The organism is Clostridium thermobutyricum, from assembly GCF_000371465.1.
Taxonomy (GTDB): Bacteria; Bacillota; Clostridia; order Clostridiales; family Clostridiaceae; genus Clostridium; species Clostridium thermobutyricum.
In genome coordinates, this window is record NZ_KB850956.1 from 1,370,413 (window position 1) to 1,396,180 (window position 25,768).

Genomic DNA, 25,768 nt, shown 5'->3' on the forward strand with positions numbered 1-25,768 from the left:
AACTAAAATGAAGATTTTAAAATTGTATTTAAAATATTTAAAAAACATAGTAATAAACCCAGCTGCTATAGTTATAATTTTAGGATTAAGCTTGATTCCTTCTTGCTATACCTGGATAACTTTAAAAGCCAATTGGAATCCATATGTAGATACAGGAAATGTTCCTGTAGCTGTAGTTAATGACGATAATGGTGCAATAATTAATGGCTCAATTGTAAATTTCGGAGATAAAATAGTTGATCAACTTCAAAATAATACAGATATGAAATGGACTTTTGTTGGGCAAAAAGTTGCTGATACAGGATTAAAAACTGGAGAATATTATGCAGTAATAACAATTCCTAAAGATTTTTCAGAAGATTTAAAAACTATATCTAGTGGTTCACCAATAAAACCAGATATAATTTATAAAGTAAATGAAAAAACTAATGCAATAGCAACTAAAATTACTGATTTAGCTGCGGATCAACTTCAACAAAGGATAAAAGAAACTTTTATAAAAAGTGTAAATTTATCTCTTATGAATCAAGCTAATGAATTAGGTAAAAATTTAAATGAAAATAAACCTATGATTTTAGGATTAAAAGATGTTTTAAATACAACAACTAAAAATATATCTGATATAGAAAATAATATAAATAATACTAATGGTAATGTAGAAGGATTAACTAATTATCTACAAAATTTAAATAATAATATTTCATCAATTACTAATGGAATTAACTCACTAAAAAGTATTGTTAACTCTAGTTCTAATTTAATATCAGGAACTAGAAATAATATAAATAGTACTAAAAATGACTTAAGTGTAAATATAAACAATATAAATTCTATAAATAATGACTTAAACAACTATATAAACAGTTTAAAAAATTTAAATAATATCTCAAGTAATAAAAAACCAGCTTTAGATATCATTAATAATACTATTAATGATAATAATAAGCTATATACCTTAGTTTATAATAGTAAAAATTTATTAGATAATTTAAGTAATTTAGATCCAACAGGAAATTTAAATAACTTATCTCAATACTTAAATAAATTACTTATAATCATTAAGAATGAAAATACTGTTTTAAATAATTTAAAAACAGCAATAATCAATAATGATACGGCTGAAAAAATAAATTCTCAATTAGATAGCGTAAAAAATACATCTAATGATATTACTAATCAAATAAACAGTTTTGATAATAACTTTAATAGTATTGGTATGAATTCTATAGATGGAATATCAAATAATTTAAATAGTAGCTTATCTAATGTAACAAGCATATTAAATGCAACAGAATCTATGATTCCAGAATTAAAGTCTATAGAAAATATAGGAATCTCAGCTGGAAATCTTACAGTAGGTAAAACACAAGAGTTAAGTAGTAAATTAAATAATTTAAAAACTACTTTAGAATCACTAAAAGATAAAACATCAAGCCTTAATGGTAATGATTTAGATAAGATAATAAATCTTTTAGAAAAAAATCCAAATAATATTGCTTCCTTCTTATCTGCACCTGTAAACATTCATGTTGAAGAATTATACGGAATGTCAATATTCGGAGTAGGTTTAGCTCCTTTCTATACAGTATTATCTATTTGGGTTGGAGCTCTATTATGTACATCATTATTAACTACTAATGATGAAGAAGAAGAAGATGGAACTAAAAGAAGATTACTTCAAATTCATTTTGGAAAAATGCTACTTTTCCTTACTATCAATTTAGTTCAAGCAGCAATTGTTACTATTGGAGATGTTTTAGTGATAGGAATTAAACCATTTGATTTTGGATTACTCATGTTCTTTGCACTATTTTCAGCAGTAGTGTTTACAGCAATAATCTTTACCCTTGTATCTTTAACAGGTAATATAGGTAAAGCTACAGCTTTAGTTATCATGGTTATACAAGTAGCTGGATCAGGAGCAATATATCCTATTCAAGTTAACCCTGTATTTTTCCAAAAATTACAGTTTATATGGCCTTTCACTTACGCAATAGATGGTTTTAGGCAAGCAATTGGTGGACCAGATTGGACTATGGTTCATAAAGATATTCTAATACTATCAATATTCTTAGTAATATTTTTACTTCTTGGATTAACTATAATGTTTATCCACAAGATAAGTATGCATACTGAAAGATTATTTAAAGAATCTGGTTTATAAGAGCAAAAAAGACTTTTTCAATTTGAAAAAGTCTTTTTCTATATAAACAAATTATTTTTATAAATAAACTTTAATATTATTTTTAACACTATATATTAGCATTATTAATATATAATATTTAATGTTATGCTATCTATAATGTTATAATAATTAAATAAACCATTCTATTATTTAAATAATAAATTTATTATTGGAGGGATTAACTATTTTTACTTTAGAAGAATTCATATATATAATAAAAACTATATCATTACAATTAGAAGAAGAGGATTATAAATTTAAATTAGATATACAAAAAAAACTAGATAATATAAATTTTAATATTTACTTAGACATATTAGAAAAGTGCGAAAAAATAGCATCAAATATAGAAACTTCTAACGAACTTAATTCACTTAATAATTTGCATAATTATTTAATTAAAAATATTAAACTTTATCTTAAAAATTATATTATTTAATAATATACTATAATTTCTAATATAATTTTTTTCTTAATATAAAAAAGCTCTCATTTTTAATTTTATGAGAGCTTTTTTAGCAATAATTCATATTTTATAGATAAAAAATCTTATAATATTAGCTGTTTAGAACTTTATTTAATGCAATTAAAGCTCCTATTTTAGCATGGTCAAATGTTAATCCACCTTGTATATATGCGATATATGGTTCTCTTATTGGAGCATCTGCAGAAAGCTCCATAGTTGCACCTTGAATAAATGATCCTGCTGCCATTATTACTTCATCTTCATATCCTGGCATAGGAGCTTTTTCACAACTTACATATGAATCAATTGGTGCTCCTTCTTGAATTCCTCTTATAAACTCACAAAGTGGTTCTTCTTTTCCAAAAGTTATAGTTTGAACAATATCTGTTCTTTTTTCAGTTGATGAAGGTTTAGCTTTATATCCAGCAAGTTCCATAACTCTAGCACAGAATATAGCTCCTTTAACTGCTTCTATAGTTGTGTGAGGTGCTAAAAATAGCCCTTGGAAAAGAGTTCTCATTACTCCAAATGTTGATCCACATTCTCCACCAATCCCTGGAACAGTTAATCTATAAGAAGCATTTTCAACTAAGTCAGCTCTACCTACTATATATCCTCCAGTAGGTGAAATTCCTCCTCCAATATTCTTTATTAATGATCCTGCCATAATATCAGCTCCACAATCTGTAGGCTCTTTAATGTCTACAAATTCTCCATAGCAGTTATCTACAAATACTACTACATCATTTCTAACTTTTTTTACAACAGAAATTGCCTCTTCTATTTGTTCTATCATTAATGAATATCTAGTACTATAGCCAGTACTTCTTTGTATATGAACAACTTTTATTGATTTATCCTCTAATAATACTTTTTCTACCTCTTTTAGATTTATAAATTTATCATCAATAAGATCAACTTGTCTATATTTTACTCCATAATCTATTAAAGTTCCCATATTTTTATCTTTATTACTTAATCCTATAACACCATGTAAAGTATCATATGGTAATCCTGTTATAGTAAGAAGTGTATCATTAGGTCTTAAATTTCCAAAAAGCGCTGTTCCTATAGCATGTGTACCATTTACAAAATGTGGTCTTACAATGGCAGCTTCAGTATTAAATATTCTAGCATAAACTTTATCTAATGAATCTCTTCCCATATCATCATAACCATATCCAGTTGTATTAGTAAAATGAGAATCACTAATTCTCTCAGCTTGGAATGCTGCTAAAACTTTAAATTGATTATATTCTCTTATTAAATCTAATTCTTTAAAGCTTTCTTCAACATCTTTTAAAGCTTGTTTATATAAATTAAAAGCCTTTTCTCCAATTCCATATTTCTCTATTAATAACTTTTCTGTTTGTTGTAGCATAATTGCCTCCTTTATTTATGACAAAATAAATAGGCATAAATTTTATGCCTATTTACAGTGATTTTAATCATTTTTTGTAAATAAGATTGGTATTCCTGGTGTAATAGTTGTAATTGCATGTTTATAAACTAACATTTCTTTTCCATCACAATCTAAAACAACAGTAAAATTATCAAAACCTTTTACAAAACCTTTTAATTTGTAACCATTAGATATGTATACCTCAACAGGTATTCTATTTTTTCTCGCTCCATTTAAAAATATGTCTTGTAAGTTGTTTTGCACTTTGTTCATACAAATACCTCCATATACCAATTAATTTGTTAAATAAACAAACTTTTTCTAGTATTTTGTTAATTTAATTATACAACTCTAATTACATAATGTCATTAATAATTTTAGTTAGTATATCTTCTTCTGATAGTATATCCTTATCTAGGAATTTTACTCTTTTATCTCTTCTAAACCAAGTTAATTGTCTTTTAGCATAATTTCTGGAACCTTTTTTTATCATTTCTATACTTTCATCTAATGATATTTTACCTTCTAAATATAATAAAATTTCTTTATATCCAATTCCTTGCATAGATTGATTTTTATTAGTCAATCCAATACTTCTTAAATATTTACATTCATCTATAAGTCCTTTATCAATCATTATGTCTACTCTTTTATTTATTCTATCATATAATTTTTCTCTATCCATAGTTAAAACATAATAATTAATATCATATTCTGAATCATACATTTTTTCACCTAAGTCAAAAGAGCTAAATGGTTTACCTGTAATATGATATACTTCTAATGCTCGTATTACTCTTTTTAAATTATTCATATGAATATTTTCTGCACTTTTTTCATCTACTTCTCTTAAAAGATTATGTACATATTCATTTCCTTTTTCTTTCGCAATATTATTTAATTTTTCTCTATATTCAATATCTGAGCTACCTTCTGTAAACTCCATATTGCATGTTAAAGCATTTATATATAAACCTGTTCCACCAACTATTATAGGAAGTTTATTTCTTGATAATATATTTTTTATTATCTTATCTCCTAATTTTTTATAATCTGATACAGTAAATTCTTTTTCAGGTTCAACTATATCTATCATATGATGAACTACGTCATCCATTTCTTCAACAGTTACTTTAGCAGAACCTATATCCATTTTTTTATATATTTGCATTGAATCTGCTGAAATAATTTCTCCATTAAGCTTTTTAGCTAACTTAATTGATAAATCTGTTTTTCCAACAGCTGTTGGCCCTCCAAGCACTAAAATCTTTTCTTTCATAATATCACCTTTAAACGATTCTTCTAAATTTTTTATCTAAATCTGTATTTGTAAATTTAATTATAGTTGGCCGTCCATGTGGACAATGGAATGGATCATCTATGAATCTTAATTCTTCTATTAATTTTACCATTTCAATCTCACTTAAACTATCATTTCCTTTTACAGCAGATTTACATGCCATAGTAGCGATTTTATTATATTTTACCTCTTCTCTCTTTCCACTTCCTAAATTTTTTATATTATCTAATATACTTAGGAAAAGTGATTTAGAATCTACTTTACCTAAAAAGTAAGGAACTTCTTTTAATGATATTGTGTTTCCTCCAAAATGCTCTGCTAAAAACCCAGCTTCCTCAAAAATGTATTTATTTTCCTCATAGTAAGCTAAATCATCAGTGGTTAATTCTAATAATGCTGGAACTAAAAGAGGTTGAACTATTATACTTCCGTTCTTTATATCTTTTAAATACTTTTCAAATAATATTTTTTCATGTGCAGCATGTTGATCTATAAGATATAAAGTTTGATTGAATTCACCTAAAATATATGTCTTATTGAATTGTCCTATAATTCTAAGAGGAGGAAATTTAGCTATTCTCTCTTCTTGCTTATTCTCATTTATATAATTTACCTCTGAAAAATTAGAAGCTTCATTTTTTATTTCTTTTTCAAAAATAACATTATAATCTGAATTACTATTTTCAAAATTTGATCCATAATTAAAATACTCTACTTTTTTAGGTATCTCTTTCTTTTCAATTGGATTTTCCATTATACGTTTTTTTAATCTCTCAAGTTCTTCTGTATCTTTATTGATTTGATTTTTTAAATATGAATTTAAAAGTCCTCTTTCTTTTTCTGAATCTAATATATTATTTTCATCGATTGAGTTTAATTTTATATTTTTTTCAAAAGAATTAAAACTTACTTTTTCATCATCTTCTAATTTAAAACTTATAACTTCTTCCTTTTCTTTTGGCTTATCTTCTAATTCTTCTTCAGGTATTTTAAAAGAATCAAAAACATCATTTTTTAAAGCACTATGAACTGAATCAAATATTATTTTAAATAAAAATCTTTCATCTCTAAATTTTACTTCTGCTTTTGTTGGGTGAATATTAACATCAACAAATTCAGGGAAAACTTCTATAAAAAGAACAAAAAAAGGAAATTTATTTACTGTTGAAAAAGATTTAAAAGCATTTTCTACAGCAACTGTAAGAGTTTTATTTTTTATATATCTTCCATTTATAAAAATACTTTGATTATTTCTAGACCCTCGTGCTATTTCTTCTCTTCCAACATATCCATATACAGAAATATCTTCTCTACTGCCTTCAAAAAATATTATATTATCACTAATATTTTTACCATAAATAGCTCTTATAACATCTTTTATTTCTCCACGTCCAAAAGTTTGAACAACTTTTTTTCCATTATTATAAAATTTAAAACTTATATCTGGATTAGCTAAAGCTAACCTATTTATTATATCTCCAATTATAGATCCCTCTCTAGTGTTAGACTTTAAAAACTTTTTTCTAGCAGGAACATTAAAAAATAAATCTTTTACTTCTATTATTGTTCCAAAATTCATTCCACAAGTTTGTTTATTTATTATTTTTCCGCCTTCTATTGATATCTCTTCTCCAAATTCACTTGAGATTTGTCTAGTTTTTAAATTTACTTTTGAAACAGCTGCTATAGATGGGAGTGCCTCTCCCCTAAATCCTAAAGTCATTATAGAAAATATATCATTAGCATCTTTTATCTTACTTGTTGCATGAGGCAAAAATGCTTTTTCTATATCCTCACTATATATACCTACTCCATCATCTATTATTCTTATAAGAGAAGTACCACCTTCTTCTATTTCAATTGTAATATTTTTTGCATTTGCATCAATACTATTTTCGATTAATTCTTTTACTACAGAAGATGGTTTTTCAACAACTTCTCCTGCTGCAATTTTATTTGCTGTATCATTATCTAATATATTAATTCTCATAAAATTTTCACCTCCTAATATTAAATTTAAAAGTATCTACTAAAGAAAACTTTAGTAGATACTCAAATTTATTTTAAAGATTTTGCTTCACTTACTATTTGATAAAGCTTATTCATAGCTTCCATTGGATTTAAATTTAAAATATCAATATTAGAAATCTTATTTACAAAATCCTCTTTTTCTATAAATGTAAAATCCATTTGCATTTCTTTTACTTCTGAAATCTCATTTGATTTTTTATTATTCTTTTCTTTATCATTTGTAGAATCTTCTTTTTCTATAGATATTTCTTCAATACATTCTACAACTTTAGAGACTTCACCTTTTTCTATTCCTTGTATAACACCTTTATCCGTACCTTCTAAATCTGCTAATATTTCTTTAGCCCTATCTATAACTGATTTCGGTATTCCAGCAAGTTTTGCAACCTCAACTCCATAAGATTGGTCTGCTCCACCTTCTACTATTTTTCTTAAGAAAATTATATTATCATCAACTTCACTTACTGCTACAGAGTAATTTTTAACACCTTCAATTTCACCTTCTAATTTAGTAAGCTCATGATAGTGAGTAGCAAATAAAGTATTACATTTTAAGCTTTCTGTATTAGAAATATGCTCTATAACAGACCAGGCAATACTTAATCCATCATATGTTGATGTTCCACGTCCTACCTCATCTAATAAAACTAAGCTTTTAGGAGTAGCATTCTTTAATATATTTGAAACTTCCCACATTTCTACCATAAAAGTTGATTTTCCACCTGCTAAATCATCAGATGCACCTATTCTAGTAAATATTTTATCACATACTGATATATTTGCACTTTTGGCTGGTACAAATGACCCCATTTGTGCCATTAAAGTTATTAATGCTACCTGTCTCATATATGTTGATTTTCCAGCCATATTAGGACCTGTAATAAGCAGAAGTCTATTATCATTTTTATTTAATAAAGTATCATTAGATACAAATTCTCCTCTACCAATAACTTTTTCTACTACTGGATGTCTTCCTTCTTCTATTTCAATTATTCCACTTTCATTTATCTCTGGCTTTACATAATCATTTTCAACTGCTATTTTGGATAATGTAGATATACAATCTAATTCTCCAACTATTCTAGCTGATGCTTTTAATCTTGGAATTTCTTTTTCGACAGCCTTTCTTATTTCTAAGAATATTTCATATTCTAATTTTATAAGTTTTTCTTCTGCTCCTAAAATTTTATCTTCCATTTCTTTTAACTCGCTAGTAATATATCTTTCAGCATTTGCAAGAGTTTGCTTTCTTATATACCTTCCTTCCGGAATAGAAGAATAATTTGCTTTTCTTATTTCTATATAATATCCAAATACTTTATTATAACCTACTTTTAGTGATTTAATTCCTGTAATTTCTCTTTCAGAATTTTCTAAAGATGCAATCCACTCCTTGCCATGTGATTTGGCAACTCTAAGTTCATCTACTTCATTTGAGTATCCATCTTTTATAATATCCCCTTCTTTTATGCTAAGAGAAGGATCTTCTTTTATACTTTTTTCAAGTATAGTTTTAATATCTTCTAATACATCTAAATTTTCATAATATTCTTTTAAAAGATTAGATGTTGAAGATGATAACAAACTTTTTATTGCAGGTAATTTTGATAATGAATTTTTTAATGATATCATATCTTTTCCATTTACATTTCCATTGGCAACTTTTCCAACAATTCTTTCTATATCATATATATCTTTTAATAAACTTCTTAAATCTTCATTAAATGAAAAGTCATTAAATAACTCTTCTACACCTGTTAACCTTTTTAATATTTCTTCTCTAGATATAAGAGGTTCATCTATCCATTTTCTAAGAACTCTTGCTCCCATTGAAGTTGATGTTTTATCCATAACCCAAAGAAGAGAACCTTTTTTGCTTTTTTCTCTTATATTTTCAGTTAATTCTAAATTTCTTCTTGAATTACCATCTATAGTCATAAAATTTATTATGTCATATTGTTCTAAATAGTTTATATTTAATAAACTCATCTTTTGAGTCTCGTAAACATATTTAAGTAATATTCTCGTAGCTTTTTCAGCTGCTATACTTAAATTTGATACTTCAACTTCACTAAATTGAACTATTAATTCTTCTCTTGTACATAAAAATTCTCTTAAGTCTTTTTTTGTTAAAAAAGCTCCTGTTATTGAGGATAATTCATTTTCTAATTTTTCATTTAGATTTACATCTATTACAATTTCTTTTGGATTTATTTTTGTAATTTCATCTAATAAAGTTGTTTTTAATGATTTAAATGAAGTTACTTTAAATTCTCCAGTACTTATATCTGTAGTTGCTATAGCTATGTTGCCATCCTCTTCATAAATAGTTGATAAATATGTATTTCTATTTTCAACACCATTATTCTCTACATATGTTCCAGGTGTAATAACCTTTATAACATCTCTTTTAACTATTCCTTTTGATGCATTTACATCTTCTACTTGCTCACATATAGCAACTTTATATCCTTTATAAACTAATCTTTGAATATAGTTAGCTGAAGCATGAAATGGTATTCCGCACATAGGTGCTCTTTCTTCTAAACCACAATCTCTTCCTGTTAAAACTAATTCTAATTCTCTTGAAGCTGTTTTAGCATCATCAAAAAACATTTCATAAAAATCTCCTAGTCTAAAAAAGACTATACAATCTTTATACCTATCTTTTATTTCAAAATATTGCCTCATCATTGGAGTTAATCCCATGTAAGCACACATCCTTTCATCTTTTCATAAGAAAACGTCTATTTTACTATGTTTAAAGATTATAGAACATTTTGGTAAAACACATATTTAAACCTTTTTCCACATTTTTTTGCCGTTTTTTTGCCGTCTTATTCTCATTTAATTTAAATATCATATTAAATTTTAACATAAAATAAGACTCTATAGTAGAGTCTTATTTTTATTAGTTTAAATTTGTTTCTAATTAAAAAAATTAGAATTTCATCTTATATTTTTTTAATTAGATAAAACTTTATCTCTTGAATATTAAAATATTTATAAATTTAGACTTTATAATTTTCCATAAAATATTCAAAAGAAAATCAATAAATCTAACTTAGATTTATTTCAATTGTCTAAAGACAAGGAAATAAAATATTTTCCTTTATAATTTTCTATATATTATACAATAATACATAATTTTAACTTTTTATACATAAAAATAACTTTATATTTAATAAAAGTTTTTTTTGTATTATAATAGAAAATAACAATCATATAGAGAGGAGTTTTTTAATGAATAATTTAAATATTGATTGGAATAATTTAGGTTTTAATTATATTAAAACAGATTATCGTTATATCTCAATTTGGGAAAATGGAGAATGGGATAATGGTAAACTTGTTACAGACAATACTCTTTCAATAGAAGAAGGTGCTCCAGCCCTTCATTATGGACAACAATGTTTTGAGGGATTAAAGGCTTATAGAACTAAAGATGGTTCAATTCAACTTTTCAGACCAAATAAAAATGCTGAAAGAATGAATCAAAGTTGTGATAGGCTTTTAATGCCTCATATACCAGTTGAAAAATTTATAGATGCTTGTGTACAAGTTATAAAAGCTAATGAGAAATTTGTTCCACCATATGGAACTGGTGCAACACTTTATCTTAGACCTTTTTTAATAGGTGTTGGAGATAACATAGGATTAAAACCTGCAAGTAAATTTATTTTTTCTGTTTTTTGTATTCCTGTTGGACCTTATTTTAAAGGTGGAATGAAGCCAGTAAATTTCCTAGTTTCTGATTATGATAGAGCTGCTCCTAACGGAACTGGTGCTGCTAAAGTAGGAGGTAATTATGCTGGAAGTTTAATTGCTCAAAAAAAAGCCAAAGCAAATGGCTTTGCTGATGCAATATTCTTAGACCCTGCTACACATACTAAAATAGAAGAAGTTGGTTCCGCAAATTTCTTTGGTATAACTAAAGATAATAAATTTATTACACCTTTATCACCTTCTATTTTACCATCTATAACAAAATATTCTCTTTTAGAAATAGCAAAAGATTATTTTAACATGGAAGTTTCTGAGGAAGATGTATTTATAAATGATTTAGATAGATTTTCTGAAGCAGGTGCTTGTGGAACTGCAGCTGTAATAACTCCAATTGGTGGAATACAAATGGGAGAAAAACTTCATGTATTTTATAGTGAAACTGAAGTTGGACCTATAACAAAAAAATTATATGATACTTTAATAGGAATTCAATTCGGTGATGTAAAAGCTCCAGAAGGATGGATATATAAAGTTTAATAATAGTTTTTTAATTTACTAAAATATTATTGAGGTGATACTTATGAAAAATGTACATGATTTTATAAAAGTGCACAATAAAGATGATAAAAATGCTACTCATCATGAAATTGAAATACACTCTAATGATGAACCTCATAAAGGTAAAGTTATAAAATATTTTGATAAAATAGATGAGAAAGAAGTTACTAAAGGAAATAATAGTATTTATAAAGATAAAACTAAATCTAGACTACTTATTCCTAGAAATGCAATTGAGCTTAAAACATTAATTGATGATTTAAGTGTCATTTTAAATAGTTAAATAAAAAAACCTACTTTAATTTAATTATTAAAGTAGGTTTTTTTTATAAGTTTCCTATAATATCATCTATAAGCTTACTACAAGTATGTGTACCTTTTAAATATTCTTCTCTATTGTCACATATTTCTTTTGCAGTTTCTAAATCTAATTTATCATTTTTTATAAGTAAATCTATTATTAACTCTTCATCAACTAATTCTTCAAATAATTCTACACTACAATTATTATATTGCATTTCTTTTATAATATCTAATAGTTCTTTTAAATTATTTATTATATCTATTTTTTGAGCCTCATTTATTTCTTTTTGCATTTCATTTGCATTAAATAATATTATTTCTCTTATATTTTCAATATTTAATTCTTGTAACTTTATATTTTTCATAAATGTCCCTCCTTAATATATATCAATTATATCACATTTTATTAAATAATAATAGTTATTATTTAAGAAGGGAATTTTTTTATTTAAAACTTTCTACTTCTTTTAAAAGTTCTTTTTTTACTTCTTTAGAACAAAACGCTCCATAAACTCCATTTATATAAATTCTTTTAAAATCCTCTAAATCTAATCCTTGTATTTTATTTGTTGATTCCCATTCCTCACTTAAAGATACATTTGATACAGTATTATTATCTGTACATAAAGTTGCTTTTATTTCTTCATTTAAAAATTTTTTTATTGGATGATGTTCATATTTCTCTATTGCTTTAGTTTGAACATTGCTTTTAGGACACATTTCAAGAACTATATTTTTATCTTTTACTAGATTAAAAGCTTCTTTATCTTTTAATATTGCTATTCCATGACCAATTCTTTTAGCTCCTAAGATATTTATAGCATCTATAACATTATTGCTAAACCCAGTTTCTCCTGCATGTATAGTTACTTTATACCCATATTGTTCTACTTTTTCAAATATATCTTTGTATTCTTTCACAAATCCTTCTAATTCAGAGCCAGCTAAATCTATTGCAACTACTCCATCTTTTATATATCTCTTACCAATTTCTATAACTTCCCTAGCTCTATCTTTAGGCATATGTCTAAGGATACATAATATTAAACCACTTTTTACTCCAAATTGTTTTTCTCCCTTTTCCATTCCCCTTAAAACACTTTCAATTATTGAATCAATTTCTAATCCTTTTTCTAAATGTAATAAAGGAGCAAATCTTATCTCTATATATTTAATATTTTCCTTAAATGAATCTTCTATTAATTCATATGCTATTCTTTCTAAATTCTCTTCTGATTGCATTAATTTTAATGGTAAATCAAATTTTTCTAAATATTCATCTAATGAATTACATTCATCTTCAACTACTAATTTTTTCTTTATAAAATCATAATCTAAGCTTTCAATTTCTAAATTTTCTTTTTTAATTAATTCAATTGCAGTACTAACTCTTATACTTCCATCTAAGTGACAATGTAATTCCACTTTAGGTAATTTTTTAAAATCCATATTTATTCCTCCTTATTTTTGTATAAAAAAAATTCTTGATTACAAAGACAATAGAACAAACTCACCTATTATCTTTGTAATCAAGAATTTACGGCTCTTGGTAGAAACTCTCTAACCATATTATAGAGATTATACAAAATAAAAATTTATTTTTTATTGATTATATATATAAATTAAATATTTTTCAATATATTTATATATTTTTAGTATAAATTTAATTATATTTTTTTATATTTTAAATTTAACTTTTATATTTTTAAGATTTATAATGCTATATACAAATGAAAATTCTCTTTATATTATTAGTAAATACTATAACTATTTTTTCACTTCCAATTAATATAATATTTATTTTTGTCAAATATTATTAGCAATTTGCAATTATAATTTACTTTCCATAAAATATAATTGATTATATTTTATTTATAGATCATAATCAGACTATAACTAAAGAGAAAGGGGTTAAATTTTATGAAAGAAACTTTAAATTATGATTCTTTATTAATTTTATCTACTGTAGCATTTTTTACACCGTTTCTTGTTTCAAAATTAAAAAGAATAAAAATTCCTTATCAAGTAGGTGAAATTTTCATAGGTATTATTTTAGGAAAAAGTTTTTTTAATATTATAAAACCAGATGTTTGGATATTATTTTTATCCAATCTAGGTCTAGCATATCTTATGTTCTTAAGTGGGCTTACTATAAATTTTGATGACTTAAAAAGAGGTGAAGGAGAAAGTTTAAAAAATTCAAAAATACTTTTAAGTATAAAGATGATCGTAGTATCTCTTATAACTTCTATTTGTCTTTCTTTTTCATTAAAATTAGTTGGAATTGAGAGTGGAACGCTATTTTTTGCTTTATTATTTACGGCAGCAGCACCAGGGCTTCTTGTTCCTATATTAAAATCAAAGAATATAATAAGTAGTAATTTTGGCCAGTCACTTCTTATATTTGGAATAATAACTCAATTACTAAGTCTTATAGGAGTTACCTTTATATCTTCAATTTCATTACATGGTTTATCCTTTAAGAGCTTTACATTCTTAATAATTTTTGCAGCTGCTATATTAATTTATTTTATATCTAAATTTATTTTTAAAACAAATGATTTTTCAGCAATGGCTTTTAAAAATCTTCATATTAGTGTTAGAGGGGCATTTGTTCTTGTACTTATACTAGTAGCTATAGCTCAAAAAGTTGATTCTGAAATAATTTTAGGTTCATTCTTAGCTGGAATGGTATTTTCACTTCTTGTTGGAAAAGCAAAAGAAGAAATATCTCACCAATTAGATGTTATAGGATATGGATTTTTAATTCCAATATTTTTTATAATGGTTGGAGTTAATATTGATTTAAAATCAATTATTGATAATCCAAGTGCTATTTTAAAAATTCCAGTATTCATCATTATATTTTTCTTAGTTAAATTTATTCCATGTCTTCTTTTAAAGAAAAAATATGGAACAAGGAATGTTCTTGCTTCATCTATGATTTTAACAGCACAATTAAGTTTAGTAATTGTAGGAGCTCAAATGGCTTTAAATTTACATTATATAAATATATCAGATTATTCTGCTTTTGTTGTAACTACAGTTATAACTTGTATAATTTTCCCTATTTTATTTGAAAAATTTATTGTTGAAGATTCAAATACTGTAAAACAAGTTAAAGAAGAAGATAAAATAATAATAAGAGAATTTATACTAGGAAGTGAATGGTATTTTGGAAAGCCTCTTAAAGATTGTAGACTTCCAGAAGGATGTAGAATATTCTCAATAACAAGAGATGAAGAGGAAATAATGCCTTATGCAAATACTGTTTTACAAGCAAATGATCTTATTATATTAGCTGGCATAAAAAGTGCTGTTGAGGAAACAATAAATATGTTATCTATATGTAATTTAGATTTACCTGAATAGAAGTATAATTATGAATTTTATTAAAAATACTTTATATTACCGAAATGCTATTTTATATGTTATTTTTATAATATATAATTAATTGAAACAAAAGATAAAGGAGGCATTTTTTATGTTTAATTTTAATTTTTACAATCCAACTAAGATTATTTTTGGACGCGATCGTTTAAATGAGCTTGATAATTTAATAGATAAATCTGCAAAAGTAATGATTCTTTATGGAGGTGGAAGTGTTAAGCGCTTTGGAACACTTGATAAAGTACTTAATGCATTAAAACCACGTAAAATAATTGAATTTTCAGGGATAGAAGCTAATCCACAATATGATACTTTAATGAAAGCTATATCTATTGCAAAAGAAGAAAAAGTTGATTTTCTTTTAGCAATAGGTGGAGGTTCAGTTATGGATGGAACTAAATTCGTTTCTCTTGGAGCATTTTACCCTGGAGATCCATCTGAATTATTTATAAATGAACCAGAAGCTAATAAAAAAACTACTAAAGCTATTCCTCTTGGAACAGTATGTACTTTACCAGCAACTGGATCAGAAATGAATCGTGGTGGAGTTATTTGTTACAAAGATTCTAAGCTTAGTTTCCATAATGATTTAGCTTTTCCTAAATTCTCATTTTTAGATCCAACATTAACATTTACTTTGCCTGAAAAGCAAATTGCAAATGGAATTGTTGATACTTTCATTCATGTTTGTGAACAATATATTACTTATCCTAATGGAGGAAGATTCCAAGATAGAACTTCTGAAGGAATACTTAAAACTTTAATTGAAATAGGTAAAAAGACTTTAGTTGAAAAAGAAAATTATGAATTAAGAGCAAATCTTGTATGGTGTGCTACTATGGGACTTAACGGTTTAATTGGTGCTGGAGTTCCTGGTGATTGGAGTTGTCATATAATAGGTCATGAACTTACTGCTAAATTTGGAATAGATCATGCAAGAACCTTAGCAATTGTTCAACCAAGTTTATGGAGAATTAGAAAAGATAAAAAGAAAGATAAACTTGTTCAATTTGCTGAAAGAGTTTGGGATATAACTAATGGAAGTGATGACGAAAAAATTGAAAAAGCTATAGTTAAAACTGAAGAGTTCTTTAATAGTTTAGGAATATCTACAAAATTAAGAGATTATGATGTTTCTAAAGATTCAATTCCATCTGTTATTGAAGGCTTAGTTGAATATGGAAAAACTAAACTTTCTGAAACTGGAGATTTAACTCCTGATATTGCATTAAAAATTTTAGAGCTTTCTTATTAAAAAAGAGCGTATTTCAATTTTTGAAATACGCTTTTTTAATTTATCTATTATGATAAAACTTCTTTTAAATACTTTTCAACTATTTCTTTTAAATCTTCTATATCATTTATCTTGTTTATATAATTTTCTTCTATAACTGCAATATTAAGTATAACTTTATTTTCTTTTACTTCTAAAGTTAAGCCTATAGGAACTTCTATAAATAAATTTATTTTACCGAAGGAAACTTTTTCTTCATTACATGAATAATTATGAAAGTTTTCTGCTGAATACTCATATACTTCTCCACTATTTATTCTATATTGTATACCATCTAAAAATCTAAAATAATTAACATTTTCATCAGCTACTCCTCCAACTAAAAGAAATAATCCTTTTTGGTTAGATAAAATATCTTTTAAATAATTTTCTTTATTATCATTTTTAATTTTTAGACTCTTAATATCATATAAATCTATTAAACTAATTAAATCTTCATTTTTTAAGGAAGAAAATATTTTTTTAAAATCAATTTCATATCTTTCTAAAAACTTTTCTAATTTACTTATATCAAAGCTCCAATTATTCATTCTTTATCATTTCTCCTAAATTTATAATAATCTATATAATTATATCGGCTTAACTATTATAATTCAAATAAATTTGATTTTATATAATTATAATAGTATTATGTAAGCTGAATAAAATTTGTTTAGCTTTTAGCTAAGAAAGGTTGAATTAATGAATTTTAAAGAACTTGGAATAAATAATACTCTCATAGATGTTTTAAATACAAATGGCATAAAAACACCTACAGAAATACAAGAAAAGACTATTCCTTATATTAAAGAATTTAAAGATCTAATTGGTGAAGCAAAAACTGGTACTGGAAAAACATTATCTTTTCTATTGCCTATCTTTGAAAATATAGATAAAAATAAAAACTATATTCAAGCACTTATTATATCTCCAACGAGAGAACTTGCCATTCAAATTACTTCAGAAGCTGAAAAATTATATGAAGGAAAAAATATTAACATTTTATCTCTTTACGGTGGAAAAGATATATCAGGTCAATTAAAGAAATTAAAAAATAATATTCATTTAGTAATATCTACTCCTGGTAGACTTTTGGATCATATAAAAAGAAATACAATAAATTTAAAATCTTTAAAAACCATTGTTTTAGATGAAGCAGATCAAATGCTTTTAATGGGATTTAAAAATGAAATTGATACAATAATGAAAGAAGTTCCTAAGAAAAAACAAACTATCTGTTTTTCAGCTACAATGGATAGTAAAGTAAAAAAATTAGCTTATCGTTACATGAAAGACCCTATAGTTGTTTCTATTGAATCTGAAGAAGTAACTTTAAACAATATAAAACAAGAAGTTATTTTTACAACTGATAGATGGAAAAGGGATGCTTTATGTACTGTTTTAAATGAAGATAATCCCTTTATGGCTATAATATTTTGTAGAACTAAACGTCGTGTAGATGAATTAGAAGAGGATATGTATAAAAGAGGTTTTAATTGTGCTAAACTTCATAGTGACATTCCTCAAGCAAAACGTGAAAGAATAATGAAATCATTTAGAAAAGCTGATATACAATATCTAATTGCTACAGATGTAGCTTCAAGAGGTATTGATGTTACAGGTGTTGATACAGTATATAATTTTGATTGTCCTGAAACTCCTGAAAGTTATATTCATAGAATCGGTAGAACAGGTAGAAAAGGAGAAAAAGGATATACTTGTATTTTTATAGCTGATAAAGACCGTAATCTCTTTAAGACTATTGAAAACTCTATATCTCTTAAAATTCCTACTCGTGAAGTAGACATAATAAAAACTTATAAATAAAAAATAAACTTGTAGCTTTAAAACTACAAGTTTATTTTCTCATTTCTTTTATTTAAATACAAAATCTACTTTTGGATATAACAAAAAATTTTTATACATAAAACCCTCAACTTTATATTTGCCTAAATTAAACATTATTTGATAAAAATTAAATTTTTCTAATTTAATAATAAAACTTATAAAAAATCCTATGGATTTAAAGCTTTTGCTTTACCATAGGATTTTTTTATTGCTTTACTACTATAATTTTTTCTTTATTAAATTCATTTATATCTGATTTTTCATCTGTTATTATAAAACCTTTATCAATATCTAGAAATTTAACCTTCTCAATTTTATTAAATTTACCATTATCTGCAAGTATATAAACTTCATTAGCTTTTTTATATAATGCCTCTTTTATTTTAGAGTCCTCAACAGATTTAGTTGTAAAACCACATTTTATATCTATTCCATCTGTTTCAAAAAATACTTTATCAAAAGATATTTTATTTATTTCATTTATTACATTTTCTCCAAAAGTACATAAATTTGAGGTAATATTTCCTCCAAATAAATATGATTTTATTTTTAGTTTCCCCAATAATTCTGCACTTTTCAAACTATTAGTAAAAACAAAAATATTTTTTCCATTAATATTTTTTATTAAAAATTTTGCAGTTTCACTACCATCAATAAATATATAGTCATTTTCTTCTATCAAATTTGCGCTTAACTCACCAATCAACCTTTTTTCATGAATATTTTTTTCTACTTTTTTATCAGAAAGAGTGCTATTTAATTTATCACTTAAGCTTTTTGCTCCTCCATGAATCCTCTTTAAAAGACCCCTTTTTTCTAAAACTATTAAATCTCTTCTTATAGTTGATTCTGAACTATTAGTTGCTCCTGCTATCGTACTGGATTTTATTACTTCATTTTCATCTAATAAATCTAATATAACTTCATATCGTTTTTCTGTTAACAATTCTAGCACCTCTTATAATAAATATATATTTATATTTTGCACTTTAATAAATGAAAAATCAATCATTTTCAGTCAATTTTTTTTATTTTCTTTCACAAAATAAAAGGAGGGATAAAAATCCTCCTTTTATATTATTGTAACTCTTTAATTTTAGAATTATTTTTTCCATAAACAAAATATGTAATTAAAATAAATACTAATATTATAGCAAATATAATCCATGTTATTTTAGGTAAATTAGCCATTAAAAATAAACAGCTAGCTGTTCCTAATATAGGTATTATAGGAAATAACGGTGTACTAAATTCACGTTTGAGATTTGGATATCTCTTTCTAAAAAATATTACTGAAAAAGAAACTGTTCCATAAACAAGTAAAAAGGCTATGCTAGAGAAGCTTGCTAATAACTTCATGTTAAAAAATCCTGCGAAAATAGCTTCTAAAATTCCAATTATCCATAATGCAACTATTGGTACATCTTTTTTATTATTTCTACCAAATATTTTTGGTAATAATCCATCTCTACTCATAGTAGCTAATATTTGTGATGTCGTAAAATTATTAGCAAATATTACTGCTAAAATACCAATAACACTTCCTAAAGACACTATTAATGCTATTTTAGGCTTTCCAACAATAGTTAATCCATATGAAAGTGCGTCTGCTACATCTAAGTTTTTATATGAAGTTAATCCAGTAAGAACTGCTGAAACAGCTATATAAACTAATATACAAATACCTAGTGAAGCTAATAAACCTATTGTTAAAGATTTCTTTGGATTTTTTACATATGGAGCTGCTGATGCTATAGAATCAAATCCACAATAAGCGTAAAAGACTGCTGCTGCACCACTTAAAACTCCAGTAATTTTATAAGGTAAAAATGGAATCCAATTTGAAGATGAAATGTGAAATACTCCAATAAAAATAAATATTGCAATTACACCAACCTTTATTAATACTATTATATTGTTTACCTTTTTACTTTCTCTTGTTCCTATAGATATAACAAATGTTATTAATAAAATAGCTATTATTGCTGGAAGATTAACTATTCCTCCATCACCTGGAATATTAGATAACGCTTTTGGAAAATTAATTCCTAATTCACTTAAAAAACTTACAAAATAAGCACTCCATCCTGCTCCAACAGTAGCTGTAGATAAAACATATGCTACCGAAATGGATAGCCCAACTATATATGCAAAAAGCTCTCCTAACGCAACATATGCAAATGTGTAAGATCCTCCAGAACTTGGAACAGCTGAACAAAGTTCACCATAGCAAAGCACTATTATAGATGCTACTATTCCACCAATTAAAAATGAGAGCATAACTCCAGGACCAGCCTCCTTAGCAGCTATTATTCCAGTTAGAACCATAACTCCTGTCCCTATAACAGAGCCTACACTTAATAAAGTTAAATCTAAAGCGCTCATATTTTTTTCATTTGAATTAATATGTCTTGAAACGCTTTTAATATCTTGAACTCTAAAAATACTCATCTAATTCTCCTTCTTTAGTTTTATTTTAAATTTATATATATAGTATGTCCTTTGATGAGATTTTAATTATATATATATAATTTTTTTTATAATTTAATAAAATTTCCTTAAAAAAGAAAATTTATATATATAACTATAATAAAGTATTTCATTATACACAATAAAATTAATATACTATTTTCAAAAAGTTTAAATATATTGAAAATAATTTTATAAAAAAAGATATCCAGTGTATGGATATCTATACATTTCTAACTTTAGGTTTATTTAATTTTCCTTTTACCATTTTTCTTTTTTTATTCTCATATATAGAGAGATTAACTTTATTTTTTAATATTAAAAATAATACTATACTAATTACTAATAATACTAATGAAACTAATATTAACTTTATATCAAAAGTTATCATTGATACCCAAAATGATATAATAGTTATTCCTGAGATTATAAATACAATTCCCTTTATCAAATTTAACTTTTTCAATGCTAATAAGCTTATTTTATTATTTTCTTTTAATCTTTCTAAGTCATCATTAAGATAAGCTAATGTTATAACTATTCCTAATATTAATGCTATTATTGTGTATATTATCATTAAATCACCCTCATCTTCAATAGTTATTTCTTTGTTTATCTTAAATATATCGTATTTCTTACTTTATTTAATTAAAAAAAACTTAAGCTTATATTAAAGGTCTTTAAATTCTTCTATTGATTTTTTTATAAGAATTGTTTTTTCAGATTCATTTAGAATTAAAGAATGTTCATAAATCTTATCTAATTGTTTCCCTTCTCTAAATCCTATTGCTTTGGCTTGTCCCCCCTCAATTTCTATTAATATTGTTATTCCATTTAATAGTTTTATTGTTTTTCTTTCTACAGATATAAACCCAGTTTCAAACTCAATCAAATCCATATATACATATCTATCTAGTATATTTCCTAAAAATTTTTTTAATTCAGTATCTTTTTCGTATTGATTTAAAATATCTAAATACTTATTATCTACTATATCGCTATTTAGATTAAAATCTTCAGCTATTTTATCTAATATTCTCATAGATTTAATTATTCTATCTGTACATTCCATATATTCTGTATAAATTAAATCTTTTTTCTCTTTAGATAATTTTCCTCCATTTTTTCTTATATCTTTAATTACACTCTCTTCTATTTCAGTTATAATTCCACACACACTATTCTTTCCCTTTCTTTTTAAAATCAATTTAATTATACCTTATTATGTAATATATACCAATTTTTAAAATTATTATTTGGAAAAATTTTTATATTATTTTTTAATCTTTAGCAAGTTTTTTCTATTATTTTTAGAATAATTTTATAAATTACCTTAAAATATAAAAAAACATCTAGAAATATTTAATATTTCTAGATGTTTTTTTAATAAGTAGATGTTATAGCCCAATTCTTACCATCTTTTTTCAATTCTATAGTAATATCTTCACTCTCTAATTTTTCACCTTTTTTTATTTCAGAAATAATTAAATCTACTGCCTCATTCATTAATTCATTTTTATCTAAATCTTCTAATTTAGTATTTTTTAATTTTTCAGCAACTAAATTCTCTATTTTCTTTTTAAATTCTAATTGATCAATTGTTGGAACAGTAATTAAATATTCTACTTCTGCAATATCATTTTCTACAGTCTCTTTTTTCTTTTCTATTTTTATGCCATCTATTGTAGCTTTTTTGAATTCCTCAAACTTTTCTCCTGCTCCATATGATTCAAATTCTTTTTTTACACTATCAAACATTTCACTTATATTCTTCGATGCTTCTATAGCATCTTCTTTATTACTTACACTTGAATGGATTAGATCTAAAGTTTCTTTTTTTACATTTTCATCATTAAAATCTTTCTTTGTAATATTCTCTAAATATTTAGATGCAACCTCTTCTGGAGTAGAAGTTGTTCCTCCACAAGCCGCCAATAATAAAGTTCCTATCATTAATACCCCTATTAATAATATACCTTTTAATTTTTTCATAAAATTCCCCCTGAATTTAATTATTATTTACTCCCCATAACCATTTATAATCTAATATAACTATTTTATGCATAATTTTTTTTAATTATTTATTTTTAGATCATTATTCAAAAATAAAGGTCAGTTAAGGTCAATATAAAAGATTATAGCTTTAAATAAATTATAATTTATGATTTAAATAATAATATAAATCATCATATGTTTTATTTATTAATAATTCATTTAACCTATCTTCATTTTGAATATTAATTTTTTTATCTTTTAATAAATTAAATAATTTTTTAGAATTTTCCATTCCTTCGATTTTAAAATTATATATTTCTTGTTTGTTTTTTTCTATTTTTAAATTTATAAAAAATATATTTCTTTTTATACCTGTAATCTCTATTTTCTCTTCTTTAGTAAAATACATTTCTATCTGTTTTATTTCATCATAATATAAATTAAAAAATTCATCATCTAAAGTGTTTTTATCTAAATCTATTATTTTATATATTTTAAAATTTTTATCTTCTATTCTTAAAACATAATTTGAAGATTTAAAATAAAAATGCTGTATCCAAGAACTTTTTCTATCATCTAAAAAAACTTTAAGTTCTGTTTCTTGTGCATTTTTTTGTATTTTATTCATTAATACTTTTCCTCCTAATTAATATATATTTAATATATTCATATAATATATATTTGACATTTTAAATAAAAAAAATCCTAATTCTAAAATAGAATTAGGATTTTTTGTTTTATATTAATAGCTCTTTAGGAGTAAATTCACAATACCCCATTTCATCACACATAACTTTTAATTCTTTAAATTCTTTTTCATTGATAGATTCCATTGCAGTTGGATATAAAATATAATTTTCTTTAAATATGTGGTCTCTTAATTCAAAAATTAAGTCTTTTGATATACTATCTATTATATTTTTAAATTCTTCAAAAGGAATATAATCTTTTACTCCACATATTTCCTTAAGTTCTCTTTTCTTCTTTCTTAAGCTTTCGTGTTCTAATTTCATAATTCTAGTAGGACCTGTTATTCCTAGAGACTCCATTTTAGGGAATAAAACATCTTCCTCTCTCTTATGATGAGGTTCAGCATTTAAAAGATTGATAGAAAGTTTAAGTACTTTTTCTACTTTTTCATCATCATAAGAATTCATTTTTTGTATTTCTGAATTAACTTTTTCTAATTCATTTAAAAATTTCATTATTTCATCATGTTCTCTTATAAATGTATAAAGAATATGTCCTACACTTATTTTTTCTTCTAAGTTCTTTAATTCATCTTTTAATATTTCCATATGAATATCGCATAAATGTCTAAGTTCATTAGGATTCATTCCTTCATCTATAAGTTTTTGTTCAGCTAAAGATATTTCAAGAGGACTTATTTTCTTTACCATTTCTATAGCCTCATCTCTTAAATCAGATGTTAATTCTTCAGTATTTAATCTTTTAAGCATATATGTTAATTTTTTTAATTTCTCAGGGTTTATATTATCTTCTTTATTTATGTATAAAGTTTTTTTCATTTTTATCACTCCAGTCATTTAATATTTAATTTATGACTTAATTATAGTACTTGAAAAAAACTTTTTATGTAACTTGAGTTACATTTTTAAATTTTATAAATAAATTTTTTTACTTTTTCAATTAAGTTTTTCTTTCCATTTTTTAATGACATTTCTAAAGTATCTGTTTTTTTAGAAATAACTATTATATCTTTTATACCTATATAATATAATTTTTTTATATCTCCTTCTGCTTTGCCTACAAAACAAATTACTGGTATATTATATTTTTTAGAACATTTACTTATTCCACTAATAGTTTTTCCATTTATTGTTTGAGAATCTATTTTTCCCTCTCCAGTAAAAATATAATCTGAATTTTTAATAACTTCTTCAAAATTAGTTTCTTTTAAAATTATATCAATTCCTGATTTAAGTTTAGCATTCATAAAAAACATAAATGCAATTCCAAGTCCTCCAGCGGCTCCTCCCCCTTCAATATTTAAAACATACTTTCCAAATTGATTTTTTATTATATTACCTAAATTATTTAATCCTTTCTCTAAAAGTTCTATTTCTTCTTCATTTGCACCTTTTTGTTTAGCAAAAATTTTTGAAGCTCCTAATTCTCCAACTAATGGATTAGTTACATCACAGGCAATTATAAATTCTACATTACTTAATCTTTTATCTAATTTTGTTATATCTATATAGTCTATATTTATTAATTCTTTACCTATAGGATTTATTTCATTTTTATTTACATCAAAAAATTTTCCGCCTAAAGCGGTTACCATTCCTATTCCTCCATCATTAGTAGAGCTTCCGCCAAGTCCAATTATTATTTTTTCAATATTTTTATCTAATAACTCTTTTATAAGTTCTCCTACTCCAAAAGTATTGGTATACATCGGATTTCTTTTTTCTTTAGGAATTAATGAAAGCCCACATGCTTCAGCTACTTCAATAACCCCAGTCTTACCATCTTTTAAAATTCCATATCTACCAATTACTTTTTCTCCTAAAGGCCCTCTTATAACTTTCTTAAAAATTTTCCCACCTTTAGCTAAAATTAAAGAATCTAATGTTCCTTCTCCACCATCTGCAATAGGTATTTTTATAATTTCTATATCTTTTCCAGATTCTTTTAAAGCTTTTTCCATACAATTACAAGCTTCTATAGATGTCATACACTCTTTAAAAGAATCTGGTGCTAGAACTATTTTCATTTTTTTATTCCTCGCAAATATAAAATTTATGTATTTTTATTAATTTTATATCTTCATAATTATACTATATTTAGGAACTATGTAT

General features: G+C 24.7%; 22 protein-coding genes and 1 riboswitch. Of the genes, 6 read left to right on the forward strand and 16 right to left on the reverse strand.

Annotation, left to right across the window (positions count from 1 at the left end; genetic code table 11):
* Positions 1 to 7 precede the first annotated feature (7 nt).
* Positions 8 to 2,164 carry a YhgE/Pip domain-containing protein gene (locus HMPREF1092_RS06355; protein WP_002597816.1) on the forward strand — a complete coding sequence of 719 codons (2,157 nt, stop codon included), beginning with the start codon at positions 8 to 10 and terminating at the stop codon, positions 2,162 to 2,164.
* A 578-nt stretch (positions 2,165 to 2,742) separates the two neighbouring features.
* Here the strand turns inward: HMPREF1092_RS06355 and HMPREF1092_RS06365 are convergent.
* From HMPREF1092_RS06365 to mutS, 5 genes are all read right to left on the reverse strand, one after another.
* On the reverse strand, positions 2,743 to 4,032 hold the full coding sequence (locus HMPREF1092_RS06365) for a methionine gamma-lyase family protein (protein ID WP_002597818.1): 1,290 nt from the start codon (positions 4,030 to 4,032) through the stop codon (positions 2,743 to 2,745).
* Between the two features lie 63 nt (positions 4,033 to 4,095).
* Positions 4,096 to 4,326, reverse strand: a complete 231-nt coding sequence (gene hfq / locus HMPREF1092_RS06370; RefSeq protein ID WP_002597819.1) for an RNA chaperone Hfq — start codon at positions 4,324 to 4,326, stop codon at positions 4,096 to 4,098.
* Between the two features lie 82 nt (positions 4,327 to 4,408).
* Positions 4,409 to 5,332, reverse strand: a complete 924-nt coding sequence (miaA, locus tag HMPREF1092_RS06375) for a tRNA (adenosine(37)-N6)-dimethylallyltransferase MiaA (protein WP_002597820.1) — start codon at positions 5,330 to 5,332, stop codon at positions 4,409 to 4,411.
* Positions 5,333 to 5,342: 10 nt separating this feature from the next.
* Positions 5,343 to 7,343: a DNA mismatch repair endonuclease MutL gene (gene mutL, locus HMPREF1092_RS06380; protein ID WP_002597821.1), complete on the reverse strand. Its 2,001-nt coding sequence runs from the start codon at positions 7,341 to 7,343 to the stop codon at positions 5,343 to 5,345.
* Between the two features lie 68 nt (positions 7,344 to 7,411).
* Complete coding sequence (gene mutS, locus HMPREF1092_RS06385; RefSeq protein WP_002597822.1) at positions 7,412 to 10,093, reverse strand: DNA mismatch repair protein MutS; 2,682 nt, start codon at positions 10,091 to 10,093, stop codon at positions 7,412 to 7,414.
* 534 nt (positions 10,094 to 10,627) lie between these two features.
* Here mutS and HMPREF1092_RS06390 point away from each other — a divergent pair.
* Positions 10,628 to 11,647, forward strand: a complete 1,020-nt coding sequence (locus HMPREF1092_RS06390) for a branched-chain amino acid aminotransferase (RefSeq protein WP_002597823.1) — start codon at positions 10,628 to 10,630, stop codon at positions 11,645 to 11,647.
* Between the two features lie 43 nt (positions 11,648 to 11,690).
* Entirely contained in the window at positions 11,691 to 11,951 is a 261-nt protein-coding gene (locus HMPREF1092_RS06395) for a hypothetical protein (protein WP_002597824.1), read from the forward strand.
* 43 nt (positions 11,952 to 11,994) lie between these two features.
* On the opposite strand, the gene HMPREF1092_RS06400 is transcribed toward HMPREF1092_RS06395, so the two are convergent.
* Together HMPREF1092_RS06400 and add are read right to left on the reverse strand one after the other, a co-directional pair.
* Positions 11,995 to 12,336 carry a hypothetical protein gene (locus HMPREF1092_RS06400; RefSeq protein ID WP_002597825.1) on the reverse strand — a complete coding sequence of 114 codons (342 nt, stop codon included), beginning with the start codon at positions 12,334 to 12,336 and terminating at the stop codon, positions 11,995 to 11,997.
* Positions 12,337 to 12,415: 79 nt separating this feature from the next.
* Positions 12,416 to 13,420, reverse strand: a complete 1,005-nt coding sequence (gene add / locus HMPREF1092_RS06405; RefSeq protein WP_002597826.1) for an adenosine deaminase — start codon at positions 13,418 to 13,420, stop codon at positions 12,416 to 12,418.
* Between the two features lie 57 nt (positions 13,421 to 13,477).
* A riboswitch (purine riboswitch) is annotated at positions 13,478 to 13,577 on the reverse strand.
* Positions 13,578 to 13,891: 314 nt separating this feature from the next.
* On the opposite strand from add, the gene HMPREF1092_RS06410 reads away from it, so the two are divergent.
* Both HMPREF1092_RS06410 and HMPREF1092_RS06415 read left to right on the forward strand, forming a co-directional pair.
* Positions 13,892 to 15,343, forward strand: coding sequence for a cation:proton antiporter (locus HMPREF1092_RS06410; protein ID WP_002597827.1), 1,452 nt, complete (start codon positions 13,892 to 13,894; stop codon positions 15,341 to 15,343).
* Between the two features lie 112 nt (positions 15,344 to 15,455).
* Positions 15,456 to 16,616, forward strand: a complete 1,161-nt coding sequence (locus tag HMPREF1092_RS06415) for an iron-containing alcohol dehydrogenase (protein WP_002597828.1) — start codon at positions 15,456 to 15,458, stop codon at positions 16,614 to 16,616.
* 47 nt (positions 16,617 to 16,663) lie between these two features.
* On the opposite strand, the gene HMPREF1092_RS06420 is transcribed toward HMPREF1092_RS06415, so the two are convergent.
* Complete coding sequence (locus HMPREF1092_RS06420) at positions 16,664 to 17,185, reverse strand: hypothetical protein (RefSeq protein ID WP_002597829.1); 522 nt, start codon at positions 17,183 to 17,185, stop codon at positions 16,664 to 16,666.
* Between the two features lie 151 nt (positions 17,186 to 17,336).
* On the opposite strand from HMPREF1092_RS06420, the gene HMPREF1092_RS06425 reads away from it, so the two are divergent.
* A complete protein-coding gene (locus HMPREF1092_RS06425; RefSeq protein ID WP_002597830.1) occupies positions 17,337 to 18,461 on the forward strand; it encodes a DEAD/DEAH box helicase in 1,125 nt (374 codons plus the stop codon).
* A 226-nt stretch (positions 18,462 to 18,687) separates the two neighbouring features.
* On the opposite strand, the gene HMPREF1092_RS06430 is transcribed toward HMPREF1092_RS06425, so the two are convergent.
* The 8 genes from HMPREF1092_RS06430 to HMPREF1092_RS06465 all read right to left on the reverse strand — a co-directional run bounded on the left by HMPREF1092_RS06430 (position 18,688) and on the right by HMPREF1092_RS06465 (position 25,683).
* Positions 18,688 to 19,428 (reverse strand): DeoR/GlpR family DNA-binding transcription regulator, encoded by a 741-nt coding sequence (locus HMPREF1092_RS06430; protein ID WP_002597831.1) that lies wholly within the window; start codon positions 19,426 to 19,428, stop codon positions 18,688 to 18,690.
* Positions 19,429 to 19,559: 131 nt separating this feature from the next.
* The gene (locus tag HMPREF1092_RS06435; RefSeq protein WP_002597832.1) at positions 19,560 to 20,933 is read right to left on the reverse strand and encodes an APC family permease; all 1,374 of its coding nucleotides are present in this window, start codon (positions 20,931 to 20,933) and stop codon (positions 19,560 to 19,562) included.
* 241 nt (positions 20,934 to 21,174) lie between these two features.
* The gene (locus tag HMPREF1092_RS06440; RefSeq protein ID WP_002597833.1) at positions 21,175 to 21,528 is read right to left on the reverse strand and encodes a hypothetical protein; all 354 of its coding nucleotides are present in this window, start codon (positions 21,526 to 21,528) and stop codon (positions 21,175 to 21,177) included.
* 93 nt (positions 21,529 to 21,621) lie between these two features.
* Positions 21,622 to 22,158, reverse strand: a complete 537-nt coding sequence (locus tag HMPREF1092_RS06445; protein ID WP_002597834.1) for a hypothetical protein — start codon at positions 22,156 to 22,158, stop codon at positions 21,622 to 21,624.
* Positions 22,159 to 22,334: 176 nt separating this feature from the next.
* Positions 22,335 to 22,943, reverse strand: coding sequence for a hypothetical protein (locus HMPREF1092_RS06450; protein ID WP_002597835.1), 609 nt, complete (start codon positions 22,941 to 22,943; stop codon positions 22,335 to 22,337).
* A gap of 160 nt (positions 22,944 to 23,103) precedes the next feature.
* On the reverse strand, positions 23,104 to 23,574 hold the full coding sequence (locus HMPREF1092_RS06455) for a hypothetical protein (protein ID WP_002597836.1): 471 nt from the start codon (positions 23,572 to 23,574) through the stop codon (positions 23,104 to 23,106).
* Positions 23,575 to 23,683: 109 nt separating this feature from the next.
* Positions 23,684 to 24,475 carry a DUF438 domain-containing protein gene (locus HMPREF1092_RS06460; RefSeq protein WP_002597837.1) on the reverse strand — a complete coding sequence of 264 codons (792 nt, stop codon included), beginning with the start codon at positions 24,473 to 24,475 and terminating at the stop codon, positions 23,684 to 23,686.
* Positions 24,476 to 24,561: 86 nt separating this feature from the next.
* Positions 24,562 to 25,683: a glycerate kinase gene (locus tag HMPREF1092_RS06465; protein ID WP_002597838.1), complete on the reverse strand. Its 1,122-nt coding sequence runs from the start codon at positions 25,681 to 25,683 to the stop codon at positions 24,562 to 24,564.
* Positions 25,684 to 25,768: the final 85 nt, after the last annotated feature.